The sequence below is a fragment of the Aeromonas sp. FDAARGOS 1417 genome (genome assembly GCF_019046985.1).
GTDB lineage: Bacteria > Pseudomonadota > Gammaproteobacteria > Enterobacterales > Aeromonadaceae > Aeromonas > Aeromonas veronii.
In genome coordinates this window covers 3,255,130-3,280,324 of sequence record NZ_CP077221.1, presented here as the reverse complement: position 1 = coordinate 3,280,324, position 25,195 = coordinate 3,255,130, and the positions used below count along the sequence as shown (strand labels likewise).

28 protein-coding genes are annotated in these 25,195 nt (G+C 56.4%); 11 read left to right on the top strand and 17 right to left on the bottom strand.

Translation table 11 applies throughout. The features are described 5' to 3' along the window. Positions 1-12 precede the first annotated feature (12 nt). The 4 genes from I6L47_RS15110 to I6L47_RS15095 all read left to right on the top strand — a co-directional run bounded on the left by I6L47_RS15110 (position 13) and on the right by I6L47_RS15095 (position 2,280). Entirely contained in the window at positions 13-207 is a 195-nt protein-coding gene (locus tag I6L47_RS15110; protein WP_133249581.1) for a hypothetical protein, read from the top strand. Beyond that, positions 188-1,108, top strand: a complete 921-nt coding sequence (pyrB, locus tag I6L47_RS15105) for an aspartate carbamoyltransferase (protein WP_005339735.1) — start codon at positions 188-190, stop codon at positions 1,106-1,108. Before I6L47_RS15110 ends, pyrB begins: the two co-directional genes overlap by 20 nt. A 15-nt stretch (positions 1,109-1,123) precedes the next feature. Further along, positions 1,124-1,588: an aspartate carbamoyltransferase regulatory subunit gene (gene pyrI, locus I6L47_RS15100; protein ID WP_216947736.1), complete on the top strand. Its 465-nt coding sequence runs from the start codon at positions 1,124-1,126 to the stop codon at positions 1,586-1,588. Between the two features lie 200 nt (positions 1,589-1,788). Further along, positions 1,789-2,280: an arginine repressor gene (locus tag I6L47_RS15095; protein WP_005339728.1), complete on the top strand. Its 492-nt coding sequence runs from the start codon at positions 1,789-1,791 to the stop codon at positions 2,278-2,280. A gap of 132 nt (positions 2,281-2,412) precedes the next feature. Here the strand turns inward: I6L47_RS15095 and I6L47_RS15090 are convergent, their stop codons facing one another. The 4 genes from I6L47_RS15090 to arcA all read right to left on the bottom strand — a co-directional run bounded on the left by I6L47_RS15090 (position 2,413) and on the right by arcA (position 7,236). Further along, complete coding sequence (locus tag I6L47_RS15090) at positions 2,413-3,819, bottom strand: YfcC family protein (RefSeq protein WP_005339725.1); 1,407 nt, start codon at positions 3,817-3,819, stop codon at positions 2,413-2,415. 123 nt (positions 3,820-3,942) lie between these two features. Then, positions 3,943-4,947: an ornithine carbamoyltransferase gene (argF, locus tag I6L47_RS15085; protein ID WP_005339721.1), complete on the bottom strand. Its 1,005-nt coding sequence runs from the start codon at positions 4,945-4,947 to the stop codon at positions 3,943-3,945. A 79-nt stretch (positions 4,948-5,026) separates the two neighbouring features. Further along, a complete protein-coding gene (gene arcC, locus I6L47_RS15080) occupies positions 5,027-5,953 on the bottom strand; it encodes a carbamate kinase (protein WP_005339719.1) in 927 nt (308 codons plus the stop codon). A gap of 62 nt (positions 5,954-6,015) precedes the next feature. Beyond that, positions 6,016-7,236 (bottom strand): arginine deiminase, encoded by a 1,221-nt coding sequence (gene arcA / locus I6L47_RS15075; RefSeq protein WP_005339718.1) that lies wholly within the window; start codon positions 7,234-7,236, stop codon positions 6,016-6,018. 747 nt (positions 7,237-7,983) lie between these two features. On the opposite strand from arcA, the gene I6L47_RS15070 reads away from it, so the two are divergent. From I6L47_RS15070 to I6L47_RS15060, 3 genes are all read left to right on the top strand, one after another. Continuing rightward, on the top strand, positions 7,984-8,160 hold the full coding sequence (locus I6L47_RS15070; RefSeq protein ID WP_005339717.1) for a hypothetical protein: 177 nt from the start codon (positions 7,984-7,986) through the stop codon (positions 8,158-8,160). A gap of 97 nt (positions 8,161-8,257) precedes the next feature. After that, positions 8,258-8,905 (top strand): AAA family ATPase, encoded by a 648-nt coding sequence (locus tag I6L47_RS15065; protein ID WP_216947735.1) that lies wholly within the window; start codon positions 8,258-8,260, stop codon positions 8,903-8,905. A gap of 1 nt (position 8,906) precedes the next feature. Further along, a complete protein-coding gene (locus I6L47_RS15060; protein ID WP_216947734.1) occupies positions 8,907-9,275 on the top strand; it encodes a CopG family transcriptional regulator in 369 nt (122 codons plus the stop codon). A 738-nt stretch (positions 9,276-10,013) separates the two neighbouring features. On the opposite strand, the gene hemN is transcribed toward I6L47_RS15060, so the two are convergent. The 4 genes from hemN to I6L47_RS15040 all read right to left on the bottom strand — a co-directional run bounded on the left by hemN (position 10,014) and on the right by I6L47_RS15040 (position 13,912). Continuing rightward, positions 10,014-11,387 (bottom strand): oxygen-independent coproporphyrinogen III oxidase, encoded by a 1,374-nt coding sequence (hemN, locus tag I6L47_RS15055; RefSeq protein WP_216947733.1) that lies wholly within the window; start codon positions 11,385-11,387, stop codon positions 10,014-10,016. Between the two features lie 31 nt (positions 11,388-11,418). Further along, on the bottom strand, positions 11,419-11,859 hold the full coding sequence (locus I6L47_RS15050) for a DUF2489 domain-containing protein (protein ID WP_216949365.1): 441 nt from the start codon (positions 11,857-11,859) through the stop codon (positions 11,419-11,421). Between the two features lie 11 nt (positions 11,860-11,870). Then, a complete protein-coding gene (gene yihI / locus I6L47_RS15045) occupies positions 11,871-12,458 on the bottom strand; it encodes a Der GTPase-activating protein YihI (protein ID WP_216947728.1) in 588 nt (195 codons plus the stop codon). An 836-nt stretch (positions 12,459-13,294) separates the two neighbouring features. Next, the gene (locus tag I6L47_RS15040) at positions 13,295-13,912 is read right to left on the bottom strand and encodes a cytochrome c (protein WP_216947726.1); all 618 of its coding nucleotides are present in this window, start codon (positions 13,910-13,912) and stop codon (positions 13,295-13,297) included. A gap of 142 nt (positions 13,913-14,054) precedes the next feature. Here I6L47_RS15040 and yihA point away from each other — a divergent pair, with 142 nt between their 5' ends. Then, positions 14,055-14,711 carry a ribosome biogenesis GTP-binding protein YihA/YsxC gene (gene yihA / locus I6L47_RS15035; RefSeq protein WP_026034975.1) on the top strand — a complete coding sequence of 219 codons (657 nt, stop codon included), beginning with the start codon at positions 14,055-14,057 and terminating at the stop codon, positions 14,709-14,711. Between the two features lie 777 nt (positions 14,712-15,488). On the opposite strand, the gene I6L47_RS15030 is transcribed toward yihA, so the two are convergent. The 9 genes from I6L47_RS15030 to I6L47_RS14990 all read right to left on the bottom strand — a co-directional run bounded on the left by I6L47_RS15030 (position 15,489) and on the right by I6L47_RS14990 (position 22,253). Beyond that, positions 15,489-15,749 (bottom strand): DUF1488 domain-containing protein, encoded by a 261-nt coding sequence (locus tag I6L47_RS15030; protein WP_019445781.1) that lies wholly within the window; start codon positions 15,747-15,749, stop codon positions 15,489-15,491. After that, complete coding sequence (gene aroE / locus I6L47_RS15025) at positions 15,746-16,567, bottom strand: shikimate dehydrogenase (RefSeq protein ID WP_216947725.1); 822 nt, start codon at positions 16,565-16,567, stop codon at positions 15,746-15,748. Before aroE ends, I6L47_RS15030 begins: the two co-directional genes overlap by 4 nt. A gap of 103 nt (positions 16,568-16,670) precedes the next feature. Next, complete coding sequence (gene hemF, locus I6L47_RS15020; protein ID WP_216947724.1) at positions 16,671-17,579, bottom strand: oxygen-dependent coproporphyrinogen oxidase; 909 nt, start codon at positions 17,577-17,579, stop codon at positions 16,671-16,673. Between the two features lie 112 nt (positions 17,580-17,691). Then, the gene (locus tag I6L47_RS15015; protein WP_216947723.1) at positions 17,692-18,252 is read right to left on the bottom strand and encodes a Sua5/YciO/YrdC/YwlC family protein; all 561 of its coding nucleotides are present in this window, start codon (positions 18,250-18,252) and stop codon (positions 17,692-17,694) included. Between the two features lie 135 nt (positions 18,253-18,387). Next, positions 18,388-18,891 (bottom strand): 5-(carboxyamino)imidazole ribonucleotide mutase, encoded by a 504-nt coding sequence (gene purE / locus I6L47_RS15010; RefSeq protein WP_005339704.1) that lies wholly within the window; start codon positions 18,889-18,891, stop codon positions 18,388-18,390. Between the two features lie 74 nt (positions 18,892-18,965). Beyond that, on the bottom strand, positions 18,966-19,523 hold the full coding sequence (locus I6L47_RS15005) for a type I DNA topoisomerase (RefSeq protein ID WP_005339702.1): 558 nt from the start codon (positions 19,521-19,523) through the stop codon (positions 18,966-18,968). 55 nt (positions 19,524-19,578) lie between these two features. Next, positions 19,579-20,052 carry a DUF494 family protein gene (locus I6L47_RS15000; protein WP_005339699.1) on the bottom strand — a complete coding sequence of 158 codons (474 nt, stop codon included), beginning with the start codon at positions 20,050-20,052 and terminating at the stop codon, positions 19,579-19,581. Then, on the bottom strand, positions 20,045-21,160 hold the full coding sequence (gene dprA / locus I6L47_RS14995) for a DNA-processing protein DprA (RefSeq protein WP_216947722.1): 1,116 nt from the start codon (positions 21,158-21,160) through the stop codon (positions 20,045-20,047). Before dprA ends, I6L47_RS15000 begins: the two co-directional genes overlap by 8 nt. Position 21,161: 1 nt before the next feature. Then, complete coding sequence (locus I6L47_RS14990) at positions 21,162-22,253, bottom strand: LysM peptidoglycan-binding domain-containing protein (RefSeq protein WP_005339696.1); 1,092 nt, start codon at positions 22,251-22,253, stop codon at positions 21,162-21,164. 108 nt (positions 22,254-22,361) lie between these two features. Here I6L47_RS14990 and def point away from each other — a divergent pair, with 108 nt between their 5' ends. From def to rsmB, 3 genes are read left to right on the top strand one after another with little or no spacing between them, the layout of a single operon-like run. Then, positions 22,362-22,874 (top strand): peptide deformylase, encoded by a 513-nt coding sequence (gene def, locus I6L47_RS14985; RefSeq protein ID WP_005357510.1) that lies wholly within the window; start codon positions 22,362-22,364, stop codon positions 22,872-22,874. Between the two features lie 12 nt (positions 22,875-22,886). After that, positions 22,887-23,831, top strand: a complete 945-nt coding sequence (gene fmt / locus I6L47_RS14980) for a methionyl-tRNA formyltransferase (RefSeq protein ID WP_005357507.1) — start codon at positions 22,887-22,889, stop codon at positions 23,829-23,831. 60 nt (positions 23,832-23,891) lie between these two features. Beyond that, positions 23,892-25,184: a 16S rRNA (cytosine(967)-C(5))-methyltransferase RsmB gene (gene rsmB / locus I6L47_RS14975; protein WP_005356215.1), complete on the top strand. Its 1,293-nt coding sequence runs from the start codon at positions 23,892-23,894 to the stop codon at positions 25,182-25,184. Positions 25,185-25,195 lie beyond the last annotated feature (11 nt).

Sequence of the window (25,195 nt, the reverse complement as noted above, 5' to 3'; positions counted from 1 at the left end):
CGGGACGAAACGATGCAGTTTTTGATTCAGAAAACAGCCTTGCAGACGGGTGGTGCGCACCAGAGCGGCCCCGTTGTTTCCGGTTCCCACCCCAAAGATCCCCAGTTATTTTTAAAAAAAGCCCCTGTTTCAGGGGCTTTTTTTTGTGCCCGAAAAACCTCCAATGATGTCAAAGGGAATGCAGACGATGACCAATCCACTCTATAAGAAACATGTCATCTCCATTTCGGACCTGACCCGGTCAGAAATGGAACTGGTAGTCTCAACCGCACAACGGTTGAAGGCTGAACCTGACACCAGCCTGTTGAAAGACAAGCTGGTTGCCAGCTGCTTCTTCGAAGCCTCCACCCGCACCCGCCTCTCGTTCGAGACCGCGGTACAGCGCCTTGGCGGCAACATCATCGGCTTCGCCGACGGTGGCAACACCAGCGCCAAGAAGGGCGAGACGCTGGCTGACTCCATCAAGATCATCGGCTCCTACTCGGATGCGGTGGTGATGCGCCACCCGAAAGAGGGCGCGGCCCGTCTGGCCTCCGAGTTCTCCCGCGTGCCGGTCATCAACGGCGGCGACGGCTCCAACCAGCATCCGAGCCAGACCCTGCTCGACCTGTTCACCATCCATGAGACCCAGGGTCGTCTGGACAACCTCAACGTCGCCTTCGTCGGTGACCTGAAATATGGCCGCACCGTGCACTCGCTGGCTCAGGCCCTCAGCCTGTTCAACTGCCGCTTCTTCTTCATCTCCCCGGAAGCGCTGGCGATGCCGGACTACATCTGCGAAGAGCTGGAAGAGAAGGGCATCCAGTTCAGCGTCCACCAGACCATGGAAGAGGTGATGCCGGAGCTGGACATTCTCTACATGACCCGCGTCCAGAAAGAGCGCTTCGACGAGACCGAATACAAGCACATGGCCGCCAAGTTCATTCTGGAGCTGGCAACCCTAGAAGGGGCCAAGCCCACCATGAAGATCCTGCATCCCCTGCCCCGCGTCGACGAGATCGATGTGGCGGTCGACAAGACTCCCCACGCTTGCTACTTCCAGCAGGCGGAGAACGGGGTCTATGCACGCCAGGCGCTGCTGGCACTGGTACTGAACGAAACTGTCTGAGCTTAGGGGAATATCATGTCTGACAAGAACCAACTGCAAGTCGAAGCCATCCGTCACGGCTCCGTCATCGATCACATCCCCGCTGGCCAGGGCATCAAGATCCTCAAGCTGTTCCAGCTGGTTGAAACCCAGGAGCGGATCACCGTCGGCTTCAACCTGAAATCCGGCGCTCTGGGCAAGAAGGATCTCATCAAGATTGAGAACACCCGTCTGACCGAGCAACAGGCCAACCAGCTGGCGCTGTTCGCCCCGAAAGCGACCGTCAACATCATCGAAGACTTCAATGTGGTGAAGAAGCACCAGCTGGAGCTGCCGGAGTTCATCGCCGGGGTGTTCCACTGTCCCAACTCCAACTGCATCACCCACAACGAGCCGGTAGACAGCTACTTCCGGGTGCGCGAAGTGAAAGGCGTGGTACGGATGAAGTGCAAATATTGCGAGAAGTCCTTCACTCAGGACATCGTCAGCGAGCGTTACTGATATCTGATTGGGCCCCGCGGGGCCCATTTTTGAACCCTGTCACATCACCGAATTTCCAGTCAGCTATAATTTGCCATCGCAAGATGGTAATGCCCGCTCATTCCCTGCATATAGATGGATTATCAGTGTTTTTGCCTGATAACTGACTGCTATGGCAGATATCGCGCGTTTACCTCCGGTCATCATCAAAGGAAGTCGCCGTGGTCAAAACCCTCAGTCGTCCCGTTGCCCAAGAGCCCGACCTGGCCCAGCTGGATGCCTGTCGCCAGATCATCGGTCAGCACTGCTACAGCACCCAGGAAGAGATCCGTCGCGAGCTGTCGGAGCGCGGCTTTGCCGACATCAGCCAATCTACCATCTCCCGCCTGCTGCGCCGTCTCGGCGTGGCCAAGGCGCAGAATGCCAACGGCAAGAAGGTCTACACCCTGGTCGATGAGCAGCTGGAACCCGCTGGAAGCACCCGCTCGATCCACGACATGGTACGCGAAGTGGTGCACAACCAGCAGATGGTGCTGATCCACACCACTCCGGGGGCCGCCACCGTGGTGGCTCGCCTGCTGGATCGCAACGCCAATCCCGAGATCATGGGCGCCGTTGCGGGCAATGACGTGGTGCTGGTCGCGCCGCGCCATATCAGCCGCACCCGTCAGGCCCACGCCGCCGTGGTGCGCACGCTGGCGCAGGCCCGCTAAGCTCTCTCCCCCAAATGCACTGAGGCGACCCGCGGGTCGCCTTTTTGTTGCCTGCTATTTTGTGTCCATCACTTCTTGCGCCCATAAAAAACGGGAGCCCGCAGGCTCCCGTTTCATCTTGCTTGTTATCCCTCAGGAGAGCACGGCGCCCAGGCTCAGGCAGACCACGATCAGCACGGTCAGGATACCGAGCAGCGGAGCCACCCACTTCAGCCAGCGCACATAAGGCACCTTGGCAATTGCTAGGCCACCCATGACCACGGCGGAGGTCGGGGTCACCAGGTTCACCAGACCGGAGGCTGACTGGTAAGCAGTCACCACCAGATCGCGGCCCACGTTGGCGAAGTCGGCCAGCGGCGCCATGATCGGCATGGTCAGTACGGCCAGACCGGAGGAGGACGGCACCAGGAAGGAGAGCACCACTTCCAGCACGAACATCACGTTGATAAAGACGATGGTGGAGAGGCCGGTCACGATCCCTTCTGCACTGTGCAAAATGGTGTGAGTGATCATGCCGTTATCCATTACCACCACGATACCGCGGGCGATACCGATGATCAGCGCCACCCCCAGCAGGTCGCGGGCACCGTCGATAAAGTTGGAGGTCAGCTCCTCTTCGCTCATGCGGGAGATGAGACCGACGATGATGGCGGCAGCCAGGAACACGCCGGAGATCTGCGCCATCCACCAGCCCAGCACGGCCACACCGTAGATCATCACGGCGAAGGCGGCGACGAAGATACCCAGCACGATTTTACGGGTCAGGGTGAACTCCAGCATCTGGTCGCTCTTGTTGCCAAGGAAGTGGGCACGGTTCTCTTCCCACTTGTCAGCCACCAGGGATTTGCTCGGGTCGCTGCGCACCATCTTGGCGTAACGCATGACGTAGGCAACGCAGAGCAGCCAACCGGCGACCAGCATGGCAACGCGCAGCCAGATACCGTCGGTGAAGGAGATACCCGCGGCGTTGGCGGCAATAACGGTGGCAAACGGGTTGATGGTGGAACCCAGAGTACCGATACCGGCACCCAGCAATACGGTTGCTGCAGCCACCACAGGGTCGAAGCGGGCGGCCATCATCACCGGCACCAGCAGGGTGTAGAACGGCAGCGACTCTTCGGCCATCCCGTAGATGGTGCCGCCTGCGGCGAACAGCGCCATCAGGATCGGGATCATCCACTCTTCCCGGCCACGCAGACGGTCGGTCACACGTTCAATACCGGCATCGATGGCACCTGTCTTGGTCACAATGCCAAGAAAACCACCGATGATCAGGATAAAGAGGGAGACGTCGATGGCGCCAGCCTCATAGGTGTCGTGGTTGTAGAGGCCATCGATAGGTGCCAGCAGCACATCGACGATCCCCTGGGGATTCCCCTCCACCAGTTTGTAGGTACCCGCCACCGGCACTTCTTTGCCGAGGGCTTCGTTCATGGTCATCTCATATTTGCCGGCCGGCACTATCCAGCTCAGGGCGGCCACCAGGGCGATCAGCACAAACAGTATCGTGTAGGCTGACGGGAACTTGAATTTGGTCATGGTCCAGCTTCCTTCTGTGGGTGTGGTATCCATGCAGGCTGCGGGTTGTAGGGTTAGAGGTATTATGCCGCTGTCACATGGTCGAAAAGCCGGGGGTCGCCCCCCGGCACCACTACTGCGACCTTAGTCGCCCAGCGTAGCAACCATCACTGCCTTGATGGTGTGCATCCGGTTTTCGGCCTCGTCGAACACGATGCTGTGCTCGGATTCGAACACGTCCTCGGTCACTTCCAGGCCTTTCATGCCATATTTGTCAGCCACTTCCTTGCCCATGGTGGTCTCGTCGTTGTGGAACGCGGGCAGGCAGTGCATGAACTTCACATCCGGGTTCTTGGTGGCGTTGATGACATCCATGTTGACCTGATACGGAGTCATCAGTTTGACGCGCTGATCCCAGGCTTCTTTCGCTTCACCCATGGATACCCAGACGTCGGTGTAGAGGAAGTCAGCACCCAGTACACCCTCTTTCACATCTTCGGTCAGGGTGATGCGTGCGCCGGTCTCTTCGGCGATCAGGCGGCACTTGGCAACCAGCTCCTCTTCCGGCCAGAAGGCTTTCGGAGCGACCAGACGGATATCCATACCCATTTTGGCGGCGCCGACCATCAGGGAGTTACCCATGTTGTTGCGGGCATCACCCAGGTAGGCGAACTTGATTTGATCCAGACGCTTGCCCTTGCCGTGCTCCAGCATGGTCATGAAGTCGGCCAGGATCTGGGTCGGGTGGAATTCGTTGGTCAGGCCGTTCCAGACCGGGACTCCGGCGTAGGCGCCAAGCTCTTCCACGATCTCCTGACCGTAGCCGCGGTATTCGATACCGTCATACATGCGACCCAGTACACGGGCGGTGTCCTTCATGGACTCCTTGTGACCGATTTGGGAACCGCTCGGGCCAAGGTAGGAGACTTGCGCGCCCTGGTCGAAGGCCGCCACTTCAAACGCACAGCGGGTACGGGTGGAGGTCTTCTCGAAAATCAGGGCGATGTTCTTGCCGACCAGATGCTTGCGCTCGTAGCCACCGTATTTGGCTTTTTTCAGGTCGATGGCCAGGTCGATCATGTATTGGATTTCGCGCGGGGTGAAGTCCAGCAGTTTCAGGAAGTTACGGTTACGCAGATTAAAAGCCATGATGAGTTCTCTCTATATATGTTTCAGACCAGTTCGGGCAGTAGTGTTGACTACGCATTCTCAGTACAGATATCGGTAATTACGCATGTACGGTGCGGGTGGCGACGATATTGGTGCCGGCTTCACCCTTGAGGATGGCGAGGCCATCTTCCAGCGAGCCGATGCCGACCATGCCGCCGGTCGCTTTGACAAATTCACAAGAGGCTTCGACTTTCGGTCCCATGGAACCTGCATCGAACTTGACCCCGGCCAGCTCGTCCGGGCTGGTGACTCGCAGCGGACGCTGGGTCGGCTTGCCCCAATCCAGATAGACGGCATCGGCGTCGGTCAGGATCAGCAGGGCGTCGGCCTTGATCTGCTTGGCCAGATAAGCGGCAGACATGTCCTTGTCGATGACGGCTTCGATACCGGTCAGGCTCTGGCCATCCCAGGTCACAGGGATGCCACCACCACCGGTACAGATGATGAGGTGGCCCTGGGCAATCAGGGTTTCGATGGCGTCGCCTTCAACGATGCGCTGGGGCAGCGGGGACGGCACTACACGGCGGAAGAACTTGCCGTCAGCCTTGACCACCCAGTGCTTCTCTTCTGCCAGGGTGCGGGCTTCAGCCTCTTCGTAGACGGGGCCGATAAATTTGGTCGGGTTGGCAAATGCCGGATCCTTGGGATCGACCTGCACCTGAGTCAGCAGCGCGGTGACGTTGCGGCTCGGCATCAGGTTTTTCAGCTCCTGGATCAGCATGTAGCCGATCATGCCTTGGGACTCGGCACCCAGCACATCCAGCGGATAGGGGGATACCTTGGTGTAGGCGCTGTTTTGCAGGGCCAGCAGACCGACTTGCGGACCGTTGCCATGCACCAGCACCACGTTGTACTCCTGAGCAATCAGGGCGATAGTCTTGGCGGCTGTGGCGATGTTCTTGCGCTGGATATCCGCTTCCAGTGGCTCACCACGACGGAGCAGTGCATTGCCACCCAGAGCGACGACGACAGTTGGTTTTTTCATAGTGGTTAATCTCGAGTTTGGTTCTGTGTGGCACCAGCTTCTGCCAGCGCCACGCCGTCTCATCAGATGCTGTCGCGTTCCATCGGGCAGCTCATGCAGCGGGCGCCACCGCGGCCACGGCCCAGTTCATCACCTGGGATGGAGAGGACTGTGATACCGGCTTTGTCATATTTCTCATTGGTGTAGGTATTGCGCTCGTAACCCACCACCACGCCGGGACGTACTGTCAGTACGTTGTTGGCGTCGTTCCACTGCTCGCGTTCGGCTTCGAAGCTGTCACCGCCAGTGGTGATGATCTTCAGCTGATCGACGCCCAGTGCTTTCTCGATAGCGGTGACGAAGTAACCCTCTTCCTTGATGTTCATGCCAGTGGCGCCGCCCGGAGTCAGGCTCCAGCACTGCACATCCTTGCGGATCACTTCCGGATAGACGGAGAAGGTGTCGATATCCATGTGGGTCATGACGGTATCCAGGTGCATACAGCTGCGGTGCTTCGGCAGCTCCATGGCGATGACCTGTTTGGCCTGACCGTGTTTGAACAGGCTGCGAGCCAGGTGCTCGACACCTTGCGGGGTGGTGCGCTCGGACATGCCGATCAGCACGGCACCGCGGCCGATAACCAGTACGTCGCCACCCTCGATGGTGGAGTTGTCGTAGTCACGCTCCTCGTCACCGAAGTACTTGATGAAGTCCTGACCGGCAAACATCGGGTGCCAGCGGTAGATGGCCTTCACATGGTTGGTCTCGCGGCGACGAGCCGGCTTGGCCATCGGGTTGATGGAGACGCCGCCATAAACCCAGCAGGAGGTGTCACGGGTGAAGAGGTGGTTGGGCAGCGGTTCGATGATGAAATCGGTCGGAGCGTGCATGCCAACTACCATGTTGACGCCGCTGTAGGGCATCTCGGAGTAAGTCAGACCGCCGGAGAGAATGCGGGCCAGTTCGCGGTGCGGCATGTCAGCCAGGAAGCAGCGCACATCGTTGGCAAAAGAAGAGCCGAGGCGGTAGTCGGAGACCTGATGTTGCAGCAGCCAGGTTTTGGCTTCCGGCACATCCAGGGTTTCCGCCAGCAGATTGGTCAGCAGGAAAACTTCGACATTCTGATCGCGCAGTACCTGAGCGAATTTGTCGTGCTCCTGACCGGCGCGTTCAACTGACAGGACGTCATCGAACAGCAGATCCTGGCAGTTGGAAGGAGTCAGACGCTTCAGACTGAGGTTGGGGCGGTGCAACATGACACGGCGCAATTGGCCAACTTCAGAACCTACATAAAATTTGCTCATGATTATATTCCGTCTAGCAATGGTCCCTGCGAGTGATTGAATAGATTCCTTCTATTCATGCTCGTGGCTAAGGCGGGATATTCTTTATGTAGGGTAACCGGCTTATGTTCTATCCTGCCCTTGCCTTTCGAGACCGAGGTTAGCCCTGCGAATCACGACAAACTTAGACATTGATCACATTCACTCAGAACTGAATATATTCACCATCCAATCTATGACCCCGGTAGCAAATTGCGCATTTTCCACACAAAGCGCACCGAATAACCATGCAAAACCACCCTGCTATATTTCAGATTGATTCATTTTTTATTCATGCCAGTTCACTGGAGTGATTAAATGAAAATAACAAAAACCGTTAAAAATCATTACTATAAATAACTTTACAAATATAATTTGAATATTATTCCCTAGGTATTGAATACATCGCCGTGACGGGATGAACACGGGAGAAATAAATACTCACATCGACCACATTCACTGCATAAATCTTTTCTTGTTCCAGATCATGGCATTGATGCCAACCCCATCAGGCTCGGCCCCATAAGTCACCACCTCTTTGTGCGCTTCAACTTAATATGCACAAAGTCCGCATCAAGGTGGGCAACCATCCTCGTCGGTCACCACAACGCCTTTTGATACTTTTTTCATTAATTGAATTTATTCGTCTCACCTTGCGCTGGCGCCAACCTCGACTTAACTCAGAAAGTGATCCAGATCACACAGGAATGGCACTACCAAGGAGTTGTTATGAAGATGAAACCCATGCTGTTGCTCGCGACTTTGCTGCTCTCTGCGCTCCCCACCCTCAGTCAGGCTGAAGGAGCCCCTGCCATGCCCATGGTGGTATGCCATGTTGACAAGGCCCCCCAGATGCTGGTGCCTGACTATGTCTGCCGCTGGCAGGGAGGCAGCGTTCATTACTAGTCGAAACAACGAGAGGAGCATCACTCCTCTCGCCTTGTGATGAGACTGGCCCCTCCTATACTGAAATCAGCGGTTTTCTCATGGATAGGGGAACGTCATGATCTTGTTGGTCGGTGGAGAGAAGGGGGGGAGTGGCAAGAGCTGCCTGGCACAAAATCTGGCGGTCTACCTCAGATCCCAATTTCAGGGGGAGGTGTTACTGGTCGACTGCGACCCGCAGCGCACCACCTCTGACTGGATTCAGGAGCGCAATGACAACCCTGAGCTACCACAAATCAACTGCGTGCAGCTCTATGGCAATATTCGCAACGACCTGCTCAGCCTGAAAAACCGCTACGACTACGTCATCGTCGATTGTGGCGGGCAAGACAACCGGGCTCTGCGCTCCACCATGGCTGTCGCCACCCACGCCCTTATCCCCTTGCGCCCGAAACGTCGCGACCTCAAGACCCTGCCCCACATGGAAGATCTCATCACTACCTGCAAGATGGTCAATCCGACCCTCAATGCAGCCGTAGTGCTGACCCAGTGCCCCGCCCTGCCCAATCAGGTAAAACGCATTCTGGAGGCGAAAGAGGTTTGCTCCTCGTTCGGTGTCGACGTCCTGAACGCCATCACCTATGGCCGCAACATCTATGACGACAGCGAAGAGAAGGGACTGTCGGTGATGGAGATCGAGCCGGATGGCAAATCCGCCGAAGAGATCCGGGCCATCGCCAAAGAGTTCCTGCAAGTGGGGGTGTGAAATGGGTCTGGCCGATCTGAAGAAAAAGCACCAGTTGCATCACCAGAAGAAGTTCACCGTCGACGAATTTATCGAAGATGCGGAGTTCTACGCCAAGGGCAAACCCAAGGTGGTCAGCCTTGAACTGGGCCAGCATCGTGACGAAGCCTTGTCGGCGCTGGCCTTTATCGAGAGTGGCGAGCACCTGAAGCCCAGCTACAAAAAAGCCACTTTCTCCATGAGCACGGTGGCAATCGACGAGCTGGGTAATCTGACCCAGCAAGATGGCATGAACAAGTCCCTGTTGCTGCGCCTCTTTACCCACTACTTCTCTTCGCTGACTCCTGAAGAGCGCCAGACCATCTATGAGCGGCTCAACCAGCGCTCATAATTTCTCCTTTCAGCCGCTCTTTGTGTGCCTCACCAACTCACCCCGAATGACCATCATCAGACTGCAAAATCTGTTTCTGAAGCAACCAAAACGCCGTGTAAGAGATCTGCCATTCCATATGTAAGCCAACAGCCGAAAAGATCCCCGAGATAATCGGAAGATAAGATCTTAAAACATGAAGATGAGCAACTTAACTAGCTGTTTATAAATGAATAAATCGAAACTCACCACTTTCGAAATAGCTAATGACAAAAACGTTTTCCAATCTGACGTTGTAGCCGGTTAGAAAATCCTTATAGTTACTCATGCACGGACGCAATGAAGTCGGTCAGGAAGACTGGCTGCCAGGGTTGGGCAAATGGACTCTCCACAGGATGTGGTAAAGGACACCTCCCGGGACGGAGAAAGTGCGACGGGACAGGATGACTCGTCAGGCCAAGATGGCTAAAGGACACCCCAAAGGATTGGGAAGGGGAAACCTAAAGGAAGAGGTAAACAGTCAGGGATTGCAGGGAGCAACTTCGTTCAAGGATCTGAGCGATACGACTACCGGGGGCGACGCAAGTCGCCCCCATCTTTTTATCTGCGTTTCACCGCGACCATTGCTTGATTCCCAATTGCTTGCCTCAGCGCAGAGACATCTTACCAGAACCTTCCCGACCCGCTGCTTAAGCAAAAATACAGATGAGAAGGGCGCCACGATGGCGCCCTTTTCTGTTTTCTAATCGGCAAACAAGCTTATATCACGCGAGAGAACTGCTGCTGGCGCGCCTTGTTGCGCAGATAGACATCGAAGCACATGCAGATATTGCGGATCAGCAGCTGCCCCGTGGAGGAAACCTCCAGACCATCCTCCGTCATACGCACCAATCCATCGTTGATGAAGGTCTGCAGCAGCTTGAGATCGTCGGCAAAATACTCTCTGAAATTGAGCCCGTGCGCCTGTTCGACAGCGGCAAAGTTCAGGCGGAAATCACAGATGAGCCGCTTGATCACCTCACGGCGGATCAGATCATCCTGATTGAGCGAGCAGCCTTTCCACTGGGCATGACCCAGCTCTGCAACCTGTGCGTAATAAGCCTTGAGCTCTTTCTGGTTCTGGGAATAGGCATCACCGATCATGCTGATGGAGGAGACCCCCAGCCCCAGCAGATCACAATCTCCCTGGGTGGTATAGCCCTGGAAGTTGCGGTGCAACTTGCCCTCGCGCTGCGCCACTGCCAGCTCGTCATCGGGTTTGGCAAAATGGTCCATACCGATGAACTGGTAACCCTGACCGGTGAGGAAGGCGATGGTGTCCTGCAGCATGGCCAGTTTCTCCTGCGGCGCAGGCATATCCACCTCTTTCAACTTGCGCTGGGCGGCAAAGCGGCTCGGCAGATGGGCATAGTTGAAGATGGAGAGGCGCGCCGGATCCGTCTTGAGCACCTCTTCCAGCGTATGGTGGAAGCTGGTACGATCCTGATGCGGCAGGCCATAGATAAGGTCGAGGTTGGTCGAGCGGAAGCCAAGTTCACGGGCCCGCTCCAACATGGCTTTAATAAAATCGTTGTCCTGCTCGCGGTTGACGGCGACCTGCACATCCTTGTTGAAGTCCTGCACCCCAAGGCTGATGCGGTTGAAGCCGACATCTCGCAGCACATCCAGCATGGTTATGGCAATCTCGCGCGGATCGACCTCGATACTGAACTCCCCCTCTTCGGCGAAATGGAAATGCTCACGCAGCATGGCCATCAGGCGGCGCGTTTGCGCTTCATCCAGATAGGTGGGTGTACCGCCACCCCAGTGCAGCTGGGTGACCATACGGTGCTTGAAGAGCGGGGCTTGCGCCTTGATCTCCTGCTCCAGGTAGTCGAGGTACTCGTCAGCCTTGTGCTGATGGCGGGTAATGACCTTGTTGCAGCCGCAGTAGTAGCAGAGCTTGTGACAGAAAGGGATGTGCACGTAGAGCGACAGATTGCGCTCGGGATACTGGCCGGCAGCGCGGACAAAATCCGGATAGCCGAAGCTCTCGTTGAACTCCAGCGCAGTGGGATAAGAGGTGTATCGCGGGCCACTGTAGTTATATTTTTCGATCAGGGCCTGATCCCACACAATCTGTTCTGCTTGCACGCTCGCTTCCTCTCTTGTTGTTATTGTTGGCTCACCGACCTAACTGAAAATCCTTCAGCTGGGCCACATCCTTGAGGATCTGGGCCTCCAGCTCGGCCTCGTAGCCGCTGCGTTCGAGATCCATCTTCATCACTTCATTGCGCTTGAGGGCACGTCTGGCCTCATGAGTCGGCATATCTTTCACCTTCTCATACAGCCCGTACAGACCCGGGAACTCGGCAACGAATGCTCGCCCCCCCTTGATCTGTAACGCATCCAGCAGATTGGTCAGCCGAATGGCGCCTTCGGAGTAATCACACTGCCCCTCCTCCACCGCATGAGCAATGACCCGTACGCTATCCAGAATTCGTTCATTGCGATCGGTAATCGCCTGCCACTGCATCGCTTGCTGCCGTCTCAGCCTGGCCAGCAGCATGCCTGCATAGATGGCCAATCCTGACAAAATCAGGCCGCCCAACAGGGCGGCCAGCATCCATCCACTCATCACTTTTTCTTTGGCTCAGGCTTGGGTTCCGGCTTGAAATCGACCTGGTTGAAACGGTCCCACAACTCCTCTTCGGAGGCTGGTTTCTGCTCGTCGAACTCGGCGTCATCGCCATCATCAAACTGCAGCTCATCATCTTCATCATCGTCGTTGTCGATGATGCCCAGCTCATCCATCAGCTCCTGATAACGGTCGACACGCTGATCAACCCAGGCCTGCTCGGCCGCTTCCAGGGTTTCACCGGCATCAAGACGATCCAGCAGATCATTCAAGCGGTCATCGTTTTCGATAGAAGCCAGCTCTTGCTCGGGCGTCATCACCAGCTTCTTCTCTTTCACCGCCTTGGGTGCTGCCGGCTTCTTCTGTTTGTCATCCACCACCAGAACTACCGGCTTGCGGGAACCGATACGCGGATCTTTGGACTGGCTGTTGCCAGACTTGTTCTTCGGCTGTTCAACTTGCTGACGAGAACCAGCCTTCAGGCCCTTGCGCTTGGCAGCCCGTTTACGCTCACGGCCTTCCTGAGCACTGACATCAGATTCTTTGCGCTTGCCAGTAGGCTTGCGAGTGAGTTGTTTGGCAGACATGAATGGCTAACTCCGAAAAAAACTGGTTTGACCCGTACCCGGGATGATCTCACCCGGTGGGATACGATGCGAGGAACAGTAAGGCTGGAACAAGAGCAGGATCCCGCACCAATCAGGCCCAATCAGGCCACTGAACACCGCAGGATCGGTATCCTCTGGGCATGTTGCTGGTATTTTGACACAGAATGGCTAATCGGGTTAATGACCCAAAAGAAAAAAGGCAGCCGAAGCTGCCTTGATATGTTCATGCGTGCGCCATCCTGAATGGCAAAACAGTCTGTTTCGTCCTCTCCATGACAACTTGTCGCCGCATCATATCGTTGTGTGGTCATCCTGACCTTATATTGGTCGTTCCTGAATGTGCGTGTGCTTGTTTGACCCGTCTCGACCGCATCCTGCCATCGTGCCGGGGAGTCTGCATCCCGCAACCCCATCCCGCTCCGGAGATGGTCACCATCCTGATCCTTCAATCCTTTGCCAGCTCATCCGAGCCCATGACATCCCGCCACGCCAGCCATCCTCTGCTCACAACACCCTGTCGTGAAACCGCCACCCAATCCATGGGTGAATCCATTAAGCCTACTGTACCAACTCTATAAAGCGGCTCAATCCACTCAAAACATTCTCAACATGTCGAAAAATATTAATATTCATATAATTTATTGATAAATAATGATTATTTAATATTTTATGCAATTTTATGAGCCTTGGCCTGCCTTGAGAATGGGAGATCTCTTACAGAACGGGGGGATTAAACCGAGAATTATCTGAAAGCTATAAAAACAACGGGGAGCCCAGGCTCCCCGTTTCAACTCAAATCGACCGTATCGACTATATCAGTGCAGACCCGCCACATATTTGGAGAGGGCTTCGATATCCTGATCAGTCAGTTTCTTGGCAACGTCCCGCATCATGCCATTCGGATCGTTGTCACGCGTGCCGGCACGGAATGCGGTGAGCTGAGCCTTGATATAGGCAGGATGCTGGCCGGACAGGTTGGGATACTTCGCCTGTTCGACACCCGAGCCACGGGGACCATGGCAAGCCGTACAAGCTGCCAGACCGCGACTCATGTCACCACCCATATAGAGTGCCTTGCCCGCGTCGACCACGTCGTCAGGGACAGCGATAGGGGTAACCTTCAGGCTGGAGAAATAAGCCGCCAGGTCATCCATGTCCTGTTCCGACAAAGGTAACGCCATCGGCCCCATCACTGGCGCAACCCGGCCAATTTGACCAGAAGCGGCAGCCTTCAGTTCAACTAACTGCTTTTTGATATATGATGCGTGCTGACCAGCAATTTTGGGGTACATATCAACCAGGCTGTTTCCGTCCGGTCCATGACAAGCCGCACAAACGGCAGCCTTGGTCTGTCCCGCAGCGGCATCGCCCTTGGCTTGTGCCATCCCCGTTACGCCAACCATCAGAGCAAGAGTAATGACTAGGTTCTTCATGGCGTTCCAACTTTTCGTTATTAGGCTTCCAGATCCCATGCCGCTGAAGGCATGTTAAAATAAACGCGTTTAAGCGACGCTATTTTACACCATTTTACAAAAAAGTAACTCTATAACCCTCTATCTCCATGGGGAATTTACGTTGGATACACAAACTCTGAATTTCAATAAGGTGCATTTTGTGACCAGCGCACCCGACATCCGTCACCTGCCAAATGATGGGGGTGTCGAGATCGCGTTTGCCGGCCGTTCCAACGCCGGTAAGTCATCTGCATTGAACACCTTAACCAAACACAAGAACCTGGCGCGCACCAGTAAGACACCCGGACGTACCCAGCTGATCAACCTGTTTGAGCTGGAACCGGGCAAGCGTCTGGTCGACTTGCCGGGTTATGGTTATGCGCAAGTTCCGCTGGAAATGAAGCTCAAGTGGCAAAAGTCACTGGCAGAGTATCTGCAGCGCCGTGAGTCATTGAAAGGTCTGGTGATCCTGATGGACATCCGCCATCCGCTCAAAGATACCGACATGAACATGCTGGAGTGGAGCTCGCACCGCCAGCTGCCCGTCATGCTACTGCTGACCAAGGCTGACAAACTGAGCCCCGGCCCGCGCAACAACCAGGTGATCAAGGTGCGCCAGGCCGTTGCCAACCTCGGTTCCCAGATCCAGGTCGAAGCGTTCTCCTCCCTCACCAATATCGGTGTGGAGAAGCTGGCGCAAACCCTGACCGAATGGTACGTCAGTGGTGACGATACCGACCTGCTGGACGCTGATGAACAGCAACCTGCCGAGGAGTAATCTACTCCTCGCTCTCCTTGCAATTGGCGGAGCACTCCTCCGCTGATTGAAAGGGTTTCAGATTGCCGCTTTCACCTGCCTCACGACAAATACCCCGCATTCGCCTCCCCCTGCTATATCCAATACTGCTTAAAGTTCATATAGATAGGCAGTTAATTCACACGAATAATTAACTTAAGTAGGCGTTGATAGCGTTTTCAAATTCGTTCTTTCAAAACGAACAAGAATCACAAAAAGAGACAAAAATGAAATTTAATTACAAGGTATAACCGAAAGGGATAAAAATGAGGCCGGACGACAGTGATGCCATCCAGCCTGAAATAATAAGTTCAAAAAATTGGGAAGAAGCTGAATCTTGAGTACCAGACGACAGGTATTCCTCAAGAAGCAGCCTCATTCTATCAAATGCATCGCCAATTTAAAGCATTTACTCTAAATGACACACATAAAAAAACACCCCGACGAGAACCTCATCGGGGCAGCTATTCAGCCACATTCAATTACGTGAAATAAAAGGTCTGAAAGATAGAACATCTTACCTCTGTACCCTACGCAGACAACTGTACAGCAAAGCAGCAGAAAGTGAAAGTAATTTATGTAATTTAGTTTCACAACTTACAGATTAATAAAAAACCCTTTACTTTCATGTAGATAAAAAAATCCCCAGTACGAATACCGGGGAGTTATAAAGGTGACTAGCTAGCACTTCCTCAACTATCTAGTTAGTCAGCGCCATTTCAAAGTAGTTCCGCTACAAAACAAAAAAACTTTGAAAAATCAGAGATAGATAGCGCCATCTTCAGCAAACTCTTGTTCTTCAATGAGTTTTTCAGCCATGTCCTCAATATCAAAACGTACACTTTCGAAGGCTCTGACGATGTCATCCTCCCTCGTCAGCGCCAGACCTGTCATTCTCTCCAGTCGCCGCTGGCTAATGTAACAATCTATCAGCGCCCCCATCTGCTGGGCAGGAAAACGCACCCGCTGTTCGTCAGCCTGCCACTCCATCAGGTCGGGAAACAGAATACCCTGGTTCATATCACCCCCAAGTTACGCTTCAACTCTCTCAATACCTGTTTAGTCCCGGGACGAATTCCGCGCCACACGGTAAACGCTTCGGCGGCCTGTTCCACCAGCATGCCGAGTCCATCCATGGATTGACGGGCCCCATGCTGCTTGGCCCAAGTGATAAACGCCGTATCCGAGGCGCCATACATCATGTCGTAGATGGCAATATCAGTGTGGATCAGGGCAGGGGCCAACGGCGGCAGCTCTCCTTGCAGGCTGGCGGAGGTAGAGTTGATGACGAGATCGAATGGCCCTGCCAACTGCTCATAGGTCTGAGCAGTCACAGGCCCCAGATCGTGGAATTCGGCAGCCAACTGTTGCGCTTTTGTGTGGGTACGGTTGGCGATCACCAGCTCGCTCGGCAACTCAGCCAGCAGCGGCGCCAATGCACCGCGAGCAGCGCCACCGGCACCCAGCAGCAGGATCCGGCTATCCGCCAGCGTCACACCATGGGACTTGAGATCGGCGACCAATCCGGCACCATCGGTATTATCCCCCAGCAACACGCCATCATCGGTCAGCTTGATGGTATTGACCGCGCCCGCCCGCTTGGCCCTCGGGCTCAAGCGATCGACCAGAGTGAATGCCTGCTCCTTGAAGGGAACGGTGACATTGCATCCCTTGCCCCCTTGGTCAAAGAAGGTGCGCAGGGCTTGGGCAAACTCGTCGACAGCGGATTCAGCCAGCCCATACTCCAGCTCTTGCTGGGTTTGTCTGGCAAACAGGGTGTGAATGAAGGGGGACTTGCTGTGGCGCACCGGGTGGCCAAAAACCAGATAACGATCCATCAAAGAGTTCCATCAGAGGGCAATATTCCGATTTAACGGGTTTTCACTCTCGGGAACAAGCCGAATATCGGCCAGTAAAAAGGGGCCATCATGGCCCCTCGGGTCACCGCCACTCTCGCGGCGTGAGGTAATCGGTGTAGAGCAAGGCTTCAGGAGTGCCCGCTTCCGGCTGCCAGTCATACTCCCAACGTGCCAGCGGTGGCATCGACATCAGGATCGACTCGGTACGTCCGCCAGTCTGCAACCCGAACAGGGTGCCCCGGTCATACACCAGATTGAACTCCACATAACGGCCGCGACGATAGAGCTGGAACTCCCGCTCCCGCTCGCCATAGGGCAGCGCCTTGCGTCGTTCGATGATCGGCAGGTAAGCATCAAGATATCCCCGACCTACCGCCTGCATAAAGGCAAAGCAGTCGGCAAAAGGCCAGCGATTAAGATCGTCGAAGAAGAGACCGCCCACCCCTCGCGTCTCGTTGCGGTGCTTGAGGAAGAAGTAACGATCGCACCAGGATTTGAACTCGGGGTAGATCTCATCACCAAAGGGCCGGCAGAGATCACGGGAGACCTGGTGCCAGTGCTGCACATCTTCGGCAAACGGGTAGAAGGGCGTCAAATCGAAACCACCGCCAAACCACCAAATGGGCTCTTCACCCTCTTTCTCGGCAATGAAGAAACGGACGTTGGCATGGCTGGTCGGCACATAGGGGTTGTGCGGATGGATCACCAGCGACACGCCCATTGCCTCGAACTTGCGACCGGCCAACTCTGGCCGGTGGGCTGTAGCAGAGGCAGGCATGGCATCGCCATAGACATGGGAGAAGTTGACGCCCCCCTGCTCGATCACCGCACCGTGGCGCAGCACACGGGTACGACCACCGCCACCGCCTTCACGGCTCCAGGCATCTTCCACAAAGTGTCCACTGCCATCGGCCTGCTCCAGACCACGGCAGATCTCGTCCTGCAACTGCAACAGGAAGGCCTTGACCTGGGCCACATCCGGTTTGCTCATCTTGTCTCCAGTCAGGCAGGATCGTGAACGCCCTGTCCATTTTTATAGTTAAATCAATCCGATGAACTCACCGCTCAGCGGATTGATAGCAAATCATGACGTATCCGCCAGCTCAGGAGGGGCGAATAATGGCGCCGGTTCGGGCGTCCTTGATCTCGGAGGGGTTAGCTTGACCACCCACTTCACCGGGCAGGATATAGGCTAACTTGCTTGCCAGCCGCTCACCGATATCGGCTACCCGACGGGCAGGCTCCTCACCGGTCAGGTTGGCGCTGGTAGAGACCAGCGGCTTGCCAAAGGCGCGACACAACGCCTGCACCTGAGGATGAGCCGTCACGCGCACCGCCAGGGTCTCGAACTGCCCGGTCAGCCAGGTCGGCGTCGTCGCACGGGCAGGCATGATCCAGGTAAAAGGACCGGGCCAGCTGGCTTCAACCCGAGCCAGTTGCTCACCGCTAAGTTGGCTCAGATCGATGTAATCCTGCAATTGCGCCACGTCGGCAGCAATCAGGATCAACCCCTTCTCCACCGGACGCTGTTTGATGGCCAGCAGTCGCTGCACCGCAACTTCGGAGTCGGGATCACAACCCAGACCAAACACGGCCTCGGTCGCATAAGCAATCACCCCTTCCTGTTGGAGGGCGGCAACCGCCTGTTCAAATTCATTTGGCATAGGAAAAATGCGGCAGCCACGCTGCCGCCTCGTCACTTAGTAGCAAGTTGAATCCGTATGGCGGCGACCATGGCAAAGTAACGTGTTGCTGTTGCACAGGAAAAATACGACACATCCGGATCGCCACCTATTCACTTACTTGAGTTGAGCCTGCAGGGCGGCATCCTTGGCCATCACCTCTTCGGCATTCTTCTGGCGTTCGGCCCGAACCTTGGCCGCCAGTTCATCATCGGCTACTGCCAGCATCTGGGCTGCCAGATAACCTGCGTTCTTGGCACCGGCTTTGCCGATCGCCACGGTCGCCACCGGTACACCACCCGGCATCTGCACGGTGGAGAGCAGCGCATCCAGCCCCTTGAGCGGGCCACCATCGATGGGTACCCCGATCACAGGACGAGTCGTGATGCCGGCTACGGCACCCGCCAGATGCGCCGCCAGACCGGCAGCACAGATAAAGACCTTGCAGCCACGGGCCTCGGCATCGGTCACATACTGATGAGTCGCAGCCGGCGTGCGGTGCGCGGAGGTGACTTTGACTTCCACTGCGATATCAAATGACTTGAGCACCTCGAGGGTGGTCTGCATCACGGGGAAATCAGAATCAGAGCCCATCAATACGGCAACAAAGGGTTTATTCATGGTGGGAATTTCCTTACTCCAAGTGGGGGGTTGAAGTTCACCGAAAACGTTTCAATCCGGTTGCGGCGGCCGGATTATACCTGCTCACTTTGGTGGCCGCATTTCTTTTGCGGACAGACCCAACGCAGAGTTCCCCTCACTTTTTTCTCTACCATGATGCCCCAACCACACGCGGGACAAGGCATGGGGATCGGCTTGTCGTTCACCACATATTTGCAGTGTGGATAGCCATCACAAGAGTAAAACTGCTTGCCGTAGCGGGAGGTGCGGCTCACCAGATGACCCTTGCCGCACTCGGGGCAGAGTATCTGGGTATCATCGCTCTCCTGCAGGGATTCGATGTGCTGACAGGCCGGATACTGGGTACAACCGACAAACAGACCGTAACGCCCCTTCTTGATTGCCAGCGGCTCTCCACAATCGGGACAAGCAGAGCCTTCGAGCACCTTTTCGATGTCGCGGCCGGATGGCGTCAGGGAGCGAATGTAATCACAGGCAGGATAGGCAGAACAGCCAAGAAAGGGGCCATGTTTGCCCTGGCGGATCACCAGCTCGGCCCCGCACTGCGGGCACGGCTCGCGCTCGAAGGCATGTTCGTGGGCTGAAAAGAGGTGATGATCGATTTTTGACATGGGCCGCGCCTTGAAATCCAGATGGCCTGAATTCTACCAGCGCGGCACCGGACTGTCAGTGAATGACGCCGTCTGACTCATCAAACACCAGCTCTTCCATCTGCTGGTAGGCATTTTCACTGCCCGGTACGTTGAACAGCACCATCATGACGACCCACTTCAGGTCATCCAGCTCGATATCCGGCTTGTCCAGCTCGAGCAGGCGCTCGATACAGATCTCGCGGGTTTCGGCATTCAACACCTGGGCCTGTTCCAGAAAGAGCAGGAAGCCGCGGCACTCGGTGCTGAGGCGTGCCAGCTCTTGCGGAGCATAGATACGCATCGAGCCTTGCGCGCTGGCGGTGACATAGACCTCCCGCTCGCTATCGTGCAGATTGGCCAGTCGCTCCAGCCAGTCGAGTGCCTTGTCGATCTCTTCTTTATCGAAACCGGCCCGGCTCAACTCGTCGGTGAGCTCATCCTGCTCGACCATCACATCTGCATCGCTGTGGATGTAGGTCTCGAAAAGGTACATCAATACATCAAACATGATTCGCCCTCCTCGCTCTGACGTATCCACCGGCTACCGCCATCACTGCACCGGCCAGTTCCAGCTCTACCAACCTGCCCAATACCACTTCGACAGGAAGCTGGGCCCGCTCGGCAACGGTATCCACGCTCGTGGTCTCATAATCTACGTTATCCAACAAATCGGCATAAGGCAATTCGCTATTATGCGGTTGCTCAGATGATGTAACCGACGGATCTGGCCGTGCGACCCACTCTGGCAACTCTTCCACTATATCGGCCGCACTCAGCACAAGTTTGGCCCCCTGCTGAATTAATCTGTTACACCCTATCGCCTGGGCATTTTGCGGGGCGCCGGGTACCGCAAAGACTTCGCGCCCCTGTTCAAGCGCATAGCGAGCTGTGATCAGCGAACCGCTCTGCTCGGTCGCCTCCACCACCAGAGTTCCCAGCGACAGACCACTGATAATACGGTTGCGACGAGGAAAATGTTCAGCCAGCGGCCCTTTATCCGGCGCCAGCTCGGAAATAAGCAAACCACCGCTCTCCAGAATCTGGCCTGCCAGCCCCTGATGGCGTTTGGGGTAGAGGCAATCCAGCCCGGAGCCCAGCACGGCAATGGTAATACCACCAGAAGCCAGCGCCTGCTGATGGCAGACACCATCGATACCGAGCGCAAGGCCCGAGGTGATGGCTAACCCGCATCCAACCAGCTCGCTACAAAGGCGGGAGGCATTATCTTTGCCTGCATAGGTAGGATGGCGTGTCCCCACCATTGCCAGCTGGGGTAGCGATAGCGCAGCAAGATCTCCACGACAGTAGAGCAACAGGGGGGCCGCGGGAATTTCCCGTAACAAGGGTGGATAAACCGGGTGATCTTGCGGAATAAGGAGATTGTCAGGCAAAGCGGCCCAAGCCAGGCTCTGCTCAACCACCGGCGAGGGCCAGCGCAGTTGTTTGATCTGCTCTGACGACAACCCCATACCATGCAGTTGCGCTTCATCGCTCTGAAACAGGGCCTCAATACTTCCCCCGGCCCGTTCCAACAGACGTGCAGCGGTCACCGGACCAATACCGGTGACCGCATCGAGAGTTAGCCAGAGCGCCAGACGCGCGTCGGGGTAGTTCACCTCAGAAGTGAGTGACCTGATAGCCCGCACTCACCATGTCGTTACTCTGCATGATGAGACCGTAACTCAGCTTGTCATACACCTTGAACAACATGACACGGGCAATCGCTTCAGAGGGCAGTGGTGCCTTCTTGTTGCTGCTGTAAAACACCCGGTTAAAAACCGACGAGAGCTCCTTGTACTGTACATCGCCATTCTTGGTGACCAGAGCAGCACCGGGCCGTCTGACATCCAACACATCCCCGGCGACCAGTTGATCACGGCCACCCCGGTTGATCAGCACCACATCAAACTTGCCACCGCCCCGGGTCTTGTTCGGCAAATCGATGATATAGCCCGGCGTGATGGCAGGTGCCGCTTTCGGTGTGAAGACGGCGGGCATGTTTTCCTGAGCCGGCAGCGGCATCACCTTGTCGCCCTGCAGCACTTCGCGCTGGTTATGAGTCAGAGTCACCTCGGTCCGATCGCCATCAAGACGCGCCACGGCACGCACCACACCGGCAAAGATCGCCTCCTGGCCCAGCAGTTCACCGGTTTCGCGATCCTTGTAGACCACTCCGGGGTGATAAATGCCATAAACCTGCCCCGGCGTCAGGGAGCCCTGCACATAGAGGGTGTCCCCCTCCAGCATGCCGATATGTTTCTGATCCGACCCCAGCAGATAGGGCAGGGTTTTCTGCTGCTGGCTGTCAGCCAGAATATGATCGGTTTGCAGGAAGGGGCCGATCTCGCTGATAGGCAGGGTCGGAATGGGGTTGGCTTTGTTCTCGTAACGGGTTTTCGGGCCGAGACGGATGACTTGCTTGCCACCCTGCATCGCCTTGCCGAGTCGGGGTTCACCATTGACCCAGCTCAGATGCAGTACATCACCGGGGTAGATCCAGTGAGGATTGGCAATCTGCGGATTGATATTCCAGAGACGGGGCCAGAGCCAGGGTTCGGAAAGATACTTGCCGGAGATATCCCACAGGGTGTCGCCTTTTTGCACTACATAACTTTCGGGGTAACCCGCTTTCAGCCTGAGCTGATCGGCCAATGCTGCCTGACTCACGGTCACCAGCAGGCAGGCGAGGATGGTTTGCTTCAGATACATAACACTCCCTGTTACTTCTGTACGCAAAGTGTTGCTGTTTTTTGTCGGCGTAAATGACTAGAATTACGCCAATATTGACTGCATTTATACGAAACTAAAGAAAAAACTATGGCCATTCTAGATGTATTGCGTTTTCCCGATGAGCGCCTGCGCACCGTTGCAGCCCCTGTCGAGACCTTTACACCCGAGTTACAACAGATTGTAGATGATATGTTCGAAACCATGTACGCGGAGGAAGGCATTGGCCTGGCCGCGACTCAGGTCGACATTCACCAGCGCATCATAGTGATCGATGTCTCTGAAAACCGTGAAGATCCTCTGGTATTGATCAATCCGGAGGTCATCGAGCAGTGCGGCAGCACCGGCATTGAAGAGGGTTGCCTCTCCGTGCCCGGCAGCCGTGCTCTGGTGCCTCGCGCCGAACAGATCAAAATCCGCGCCCTGGATCGCAACGGCAAGCCGTTCGAGCTGGAAGCCGACGATCTGCTCGCCATCTGCATCCAGCATGAGATGGATCATCTGGTCGGCAAGCTGTTTGTGGATTACTTGTCCCCGCTCAAGCGCCAGCGCATTCGCCAGAAGCTGGAAAAGATGGCCCGTGAAGATCGCAAAGTCCTCTGAGGATCTGCCCCATTGAATAAGCTGAAACTGATTTTTGCCGGTACTCCCGACTTCGCCGCCCGTCACCTGGCGGCGTTGTTGTCTTCCGACCACGAGGTCGTTGCCGTTTATACCCAGCCCGACAAGCCAGCAGGCCGTGGCCAGAAGCTCACCGCCAGCCCGGTCAAAGAGCTGGCACTGGCCCACAACCTGCCGGTTTACCAACCTGCCTCTCTGCGCAAGGAAGAGGCGCAAGCCGAGCTTGCTGCACTGGGTGCCGACCTGATGGTGGTGGTGGCCTATGGCCTGATCCTGCCCAAGGTGGTGCTCGATACCCCGCGTCTGGGCTGCATCAACGTCCATGGCTCCCTGCTGCCCCGCTGGCGCGGCGCCGCACCGATCCAGCGCTCCATCTGGGCGGGCGATGCCGAAACTGGCGTCACCATCATGCAGATGGATGTGGGGCTGGATACCGGTGCCATGATCCGCAAGGTCAGCTGCCCCATCGCCGCCGACGAGACCTCCGCCAGCCTCTATGACAAGCTGGCCGAGCTGGGCCCGCAGGCACTGGTCGACACCATCAATGCCATGGCCGCCGGTGAAACCGCTGCCGAGGCACAAGATGATGCGCTGGCCAACTACGCCGAAAAGCTCTCCAAGGAAGAGGCCCGCATCGACTGGTCGATGGAGGCTGTTGCCATCGAACGCTGCATCCGCTCGTTCAACCCCTGGCCCATCAGCTGGTTTGAAGTGGCTGACCAGACCGTCAAGGTATGGCAAGCCGCCGTCATTGACAGTGACCACGGCCAACCCGCCGGCACCCTGCTCAAGGCCGACAAGCAGGGGATCGATATCGCTACCGGCAAAGGGGTACTGCGCCTGCTAACCCTGCAACCGCCCGGCAAGAAGGCGATGTCCGTTTCGGATCTGCTCAACTCTCGCCGCGACTGGTTTGAACCCGGCACGCAATTGAATTGAACTGGATTGAATTGACACAAGCGGGGCCCAGGCCCCGACTTGCGCATCTAAGGTAACTCTATGAAAACACGTGCACAGGCCGCTCTCGTTATTCAACAGGTGCTGGATCAGGGTCAATCCCTCTCCGCTGTTCTGCCTGCTGCCCAGGAGAAGGTTGCACCTCGCGACCGCGCTCTCCTGCAAGAACTCTGCTATGGCACCCTGCGCTGGCTGCCCCGCCTCGATGCGGCAGTCAACGAGATGATGGACAAGCCGCTCAAAAACAAGAGCCGCATTTTCCACTACCTCATCCTGGTCGGCCTCTATCAGCTCATCTACACCCGCATTCCGGCTCACGCCGCGGTGGCCGAGACCGTCAACGCCGTCAAACTGCTCAAGGGCACCTCCCTGCGTGGCCTCATCAACGGCGTGCTGCGCAACTTCCAGCGCAGCGCCGAAGTCATTCTGCTGCGCATCGACCGCGTTCCCAGCATTCGCCTCGGTCATCCGGAGTGGCTCACCAAGCGTCTGCGTCAGGCCTATCACGATGAGTGGGAATTCATCATGGAGGCGAACAACCAGCGCCCCCCCATGTGGATCCGCAACAACAGCCAGCGCCAGAGCCGCGATGCCATGCTGGCTCGCATGGCCGAAGCCGGCATCAATGCCGTGGCCGGTGAAGAGGGCGAGGATTGCATCCTGCTGGAGCGTCCTTGCGATGTGACCAAGCTGCCCGGCTTCGAGGTCGGTGACTGCTCGGTACAGGATGGTGCAGCACAACAGGCCGCGGCACTGCTCGACCCGCAACCGGGTGAGTGGGTGCTGGACGCCTGCGCCGCCCCCGGCGGCAAGACCGCCCACCTGCTGGAGCGTCAGCCCAAGCTGGCCGGAGTGGTCGCCGTTGATGCCGACGAGAACCGCCTCAAGCGGGTGCAGGAGAACCTGGATCGCATCGGCCTGACCGCCAAAGTGATCCATGGCGATGCCGCGGCGCCGGAACAGTGGTGGCCGGAGGGCCAGTTCGACCGCATCCTGCTGGATGCCCCCTGCTCCGCCACTGGTGTTATCCGTCGCCACCCCGACATCAAGTGGTTGCGCCGTGATCAGGACATCCGCGAGCTGGCCGAGCTGCAGCGCCGTATTCTGAACGCCCTCTGGGGCAAGCTGAAAAGCGGCGGCACCCTGCTCTACGCCACCTGCTCCGTCCTGCCGGAAGAGAACCGCGAACAGATCCGCGCCTTCCTTGCCGCGACCAAAGATGCCAAATTGGTACCGTTGCACGAACAGGACACCCCGGACTGCCCGGGTCGCCAGTTCCTGCCGGGTGAAGCCGAGATGGATGGCTTCTACTACGCCAAACTGGTCAAGCTCTGAGCCGGGCATGA

Bases quoted from the DNA above. Each gene is read 5' to 3' on its own strand.
- I6L47_RS15110 (WP_133249581.1), top strand. From the start codon at position 13: ATGCAGTTTTTGATTCAGAAAACAGCCTTGCAGACGGGTGGTGCGCAC.
- pyrB (WP_005339735.1), top strand. From the start codon at position 188: ATGACCAATCCACTCTATAAGAAACATGTCATCTCCATTTCGGACCTG.
- pyrI (WP_216947736.1), top strand. From the start codon at position 1,124: ATGTCTGACAAGAACCAACTGCAAGTCGAAGCCATCCGTCACGGCTCC.
- I6L47_RS15090 (WP_005339725.1), bottom strand. From the start codon at position 3,819: ATGACCAAATTCAAGTTCCCGTCAGCCTACACGATACTGTTTGTGCTG.
- argF (WP_005339721.1), bottom strand. From the start codon at position 4,947: ATGGCTTTTAATCTGCGTAACCGTAACTTCCTGAAACTGCTGGACTTC.
- arcC (WP_005339719.1), bottom strand. From the start codon at position 5,953: ATGAAAAAACCAACTGTCGTCGTCGCTCTGGGTGGCAATGCACTGCTC.
- arcA (WP_005339718.1), bottom strand. From the start codon at position 7,236: ATGAGCAAATTTTATGTAGGTTCTGAAGTTGGCCAATTGCGCCGTGTC.
- I6L47_RS15070 (WP_005339717.1), top strand. From the start codon at position 7,984: ATGAAGATGAAACCCATGCTGTTGCTCGCGACTTTGCTGCTCTCTGCG.
- I6L47_RS15065 (WP_216947735.1), top strand. From the start codon at position 8,258: ATGATCTTGTTGGTCGGTGGAGAGAAGGGGGGGAGTGGCAAGAGCTGC.
- I6L47_RS15060 (WP_216947734.1), top strand. From the start codon at position 8,907: ATGGGTCTGGCCGATCTGAAGAAAAAGCACCAGTTGCATCACCAGAAG.
- I6L47_RS15050 (WP_216949365.1), bottom strand. From the start codon at position 11,859: ATGCTGGCCGCCCTGTTGGGCGGCCTGATTTTGTCAGGATTGGCCATC.
- yihI (WP_216947728.1), bottom strand. From the start codon at position 12,458: ATGTCTGCCAAACAACTCACTCGCAAGCCTACTGGCAAGCGCAAAGAA.
- I6L47_RS15040 (WP_216947726.1), bottom strand. From the start codon at position 13,912: ATGAAGAACCTAGTCATTACTCTTGCTCTGATGGTTGGCGTAACGGGG.
- I6L47_RS15030 (WP_019445781.1), bottom strand. From the start codon at position 15,749: ATGAACCAGGGTATTCTGTTTCCCGACCTGATGGAGTGGCAGGCTGAC.
- aroE (WP_216947725.1), bottom strand. From the start codon at position 16,567: ATGGATCGTTATCTGGTTTTTGGCCACCCGGTGCGCCACAGCAAGTCC.
- hemF (WP_216947724.1), bottom strand. From the start codon at position 17,579: ATGAGCAAACCGGATGTGGCCCAGGTCAAGGCCTTCCTGTTGCAGTTG.
- I6L47_RS15015 (WP_216947723.1), bottom strand. From the start codon at position 18,252: ATGCCAAATGAATTTGAACAGGCGGTTGCCGCCCTCCAACAGGAAGGG.
- purE (WP_005339704.1), bottom strand. From the start codon at position 18,891: ATGAATAAACCCTTTGTTGCCGTATTGATGGGCTCTGATTCTGATTTC.
- I6L47_RS15005 (WP_005339702.1), bottom strand. From the start codon at position 19,523: ATGTCAAAAATCGATCATCACCTCTTTTCAGCCCACGAACATGCCTTC.
- I6L47_RS15000 (WP_005339699.1), bottom strand. From the start codon at position 20,052: ATGTTTGATGTATTGATGTACCTTTTCGAGACCTACATCCACAGCGAT.
- I6L47_RS14990 (WP_005339696.1), bottom strand. From the start codon at position 22,253: ATGTATCTGAAGCAAACCATCCTCGCCTGCCTGCTGGTGACCGTGAGT.
- def (WP_005357510.1), top strand. From the start codon at position 22,362: ATGGCCATTCTAGATGTATTGCGTTTTCCCGATGAGCGCCTGCGCACC.
- rsmB (WP_005356215.1), top strand. From the start codon at position 23,892: ATGAAAACACGTGCACAGGCCGCTCTCGTTATTCAACAGGTGCTGGAT.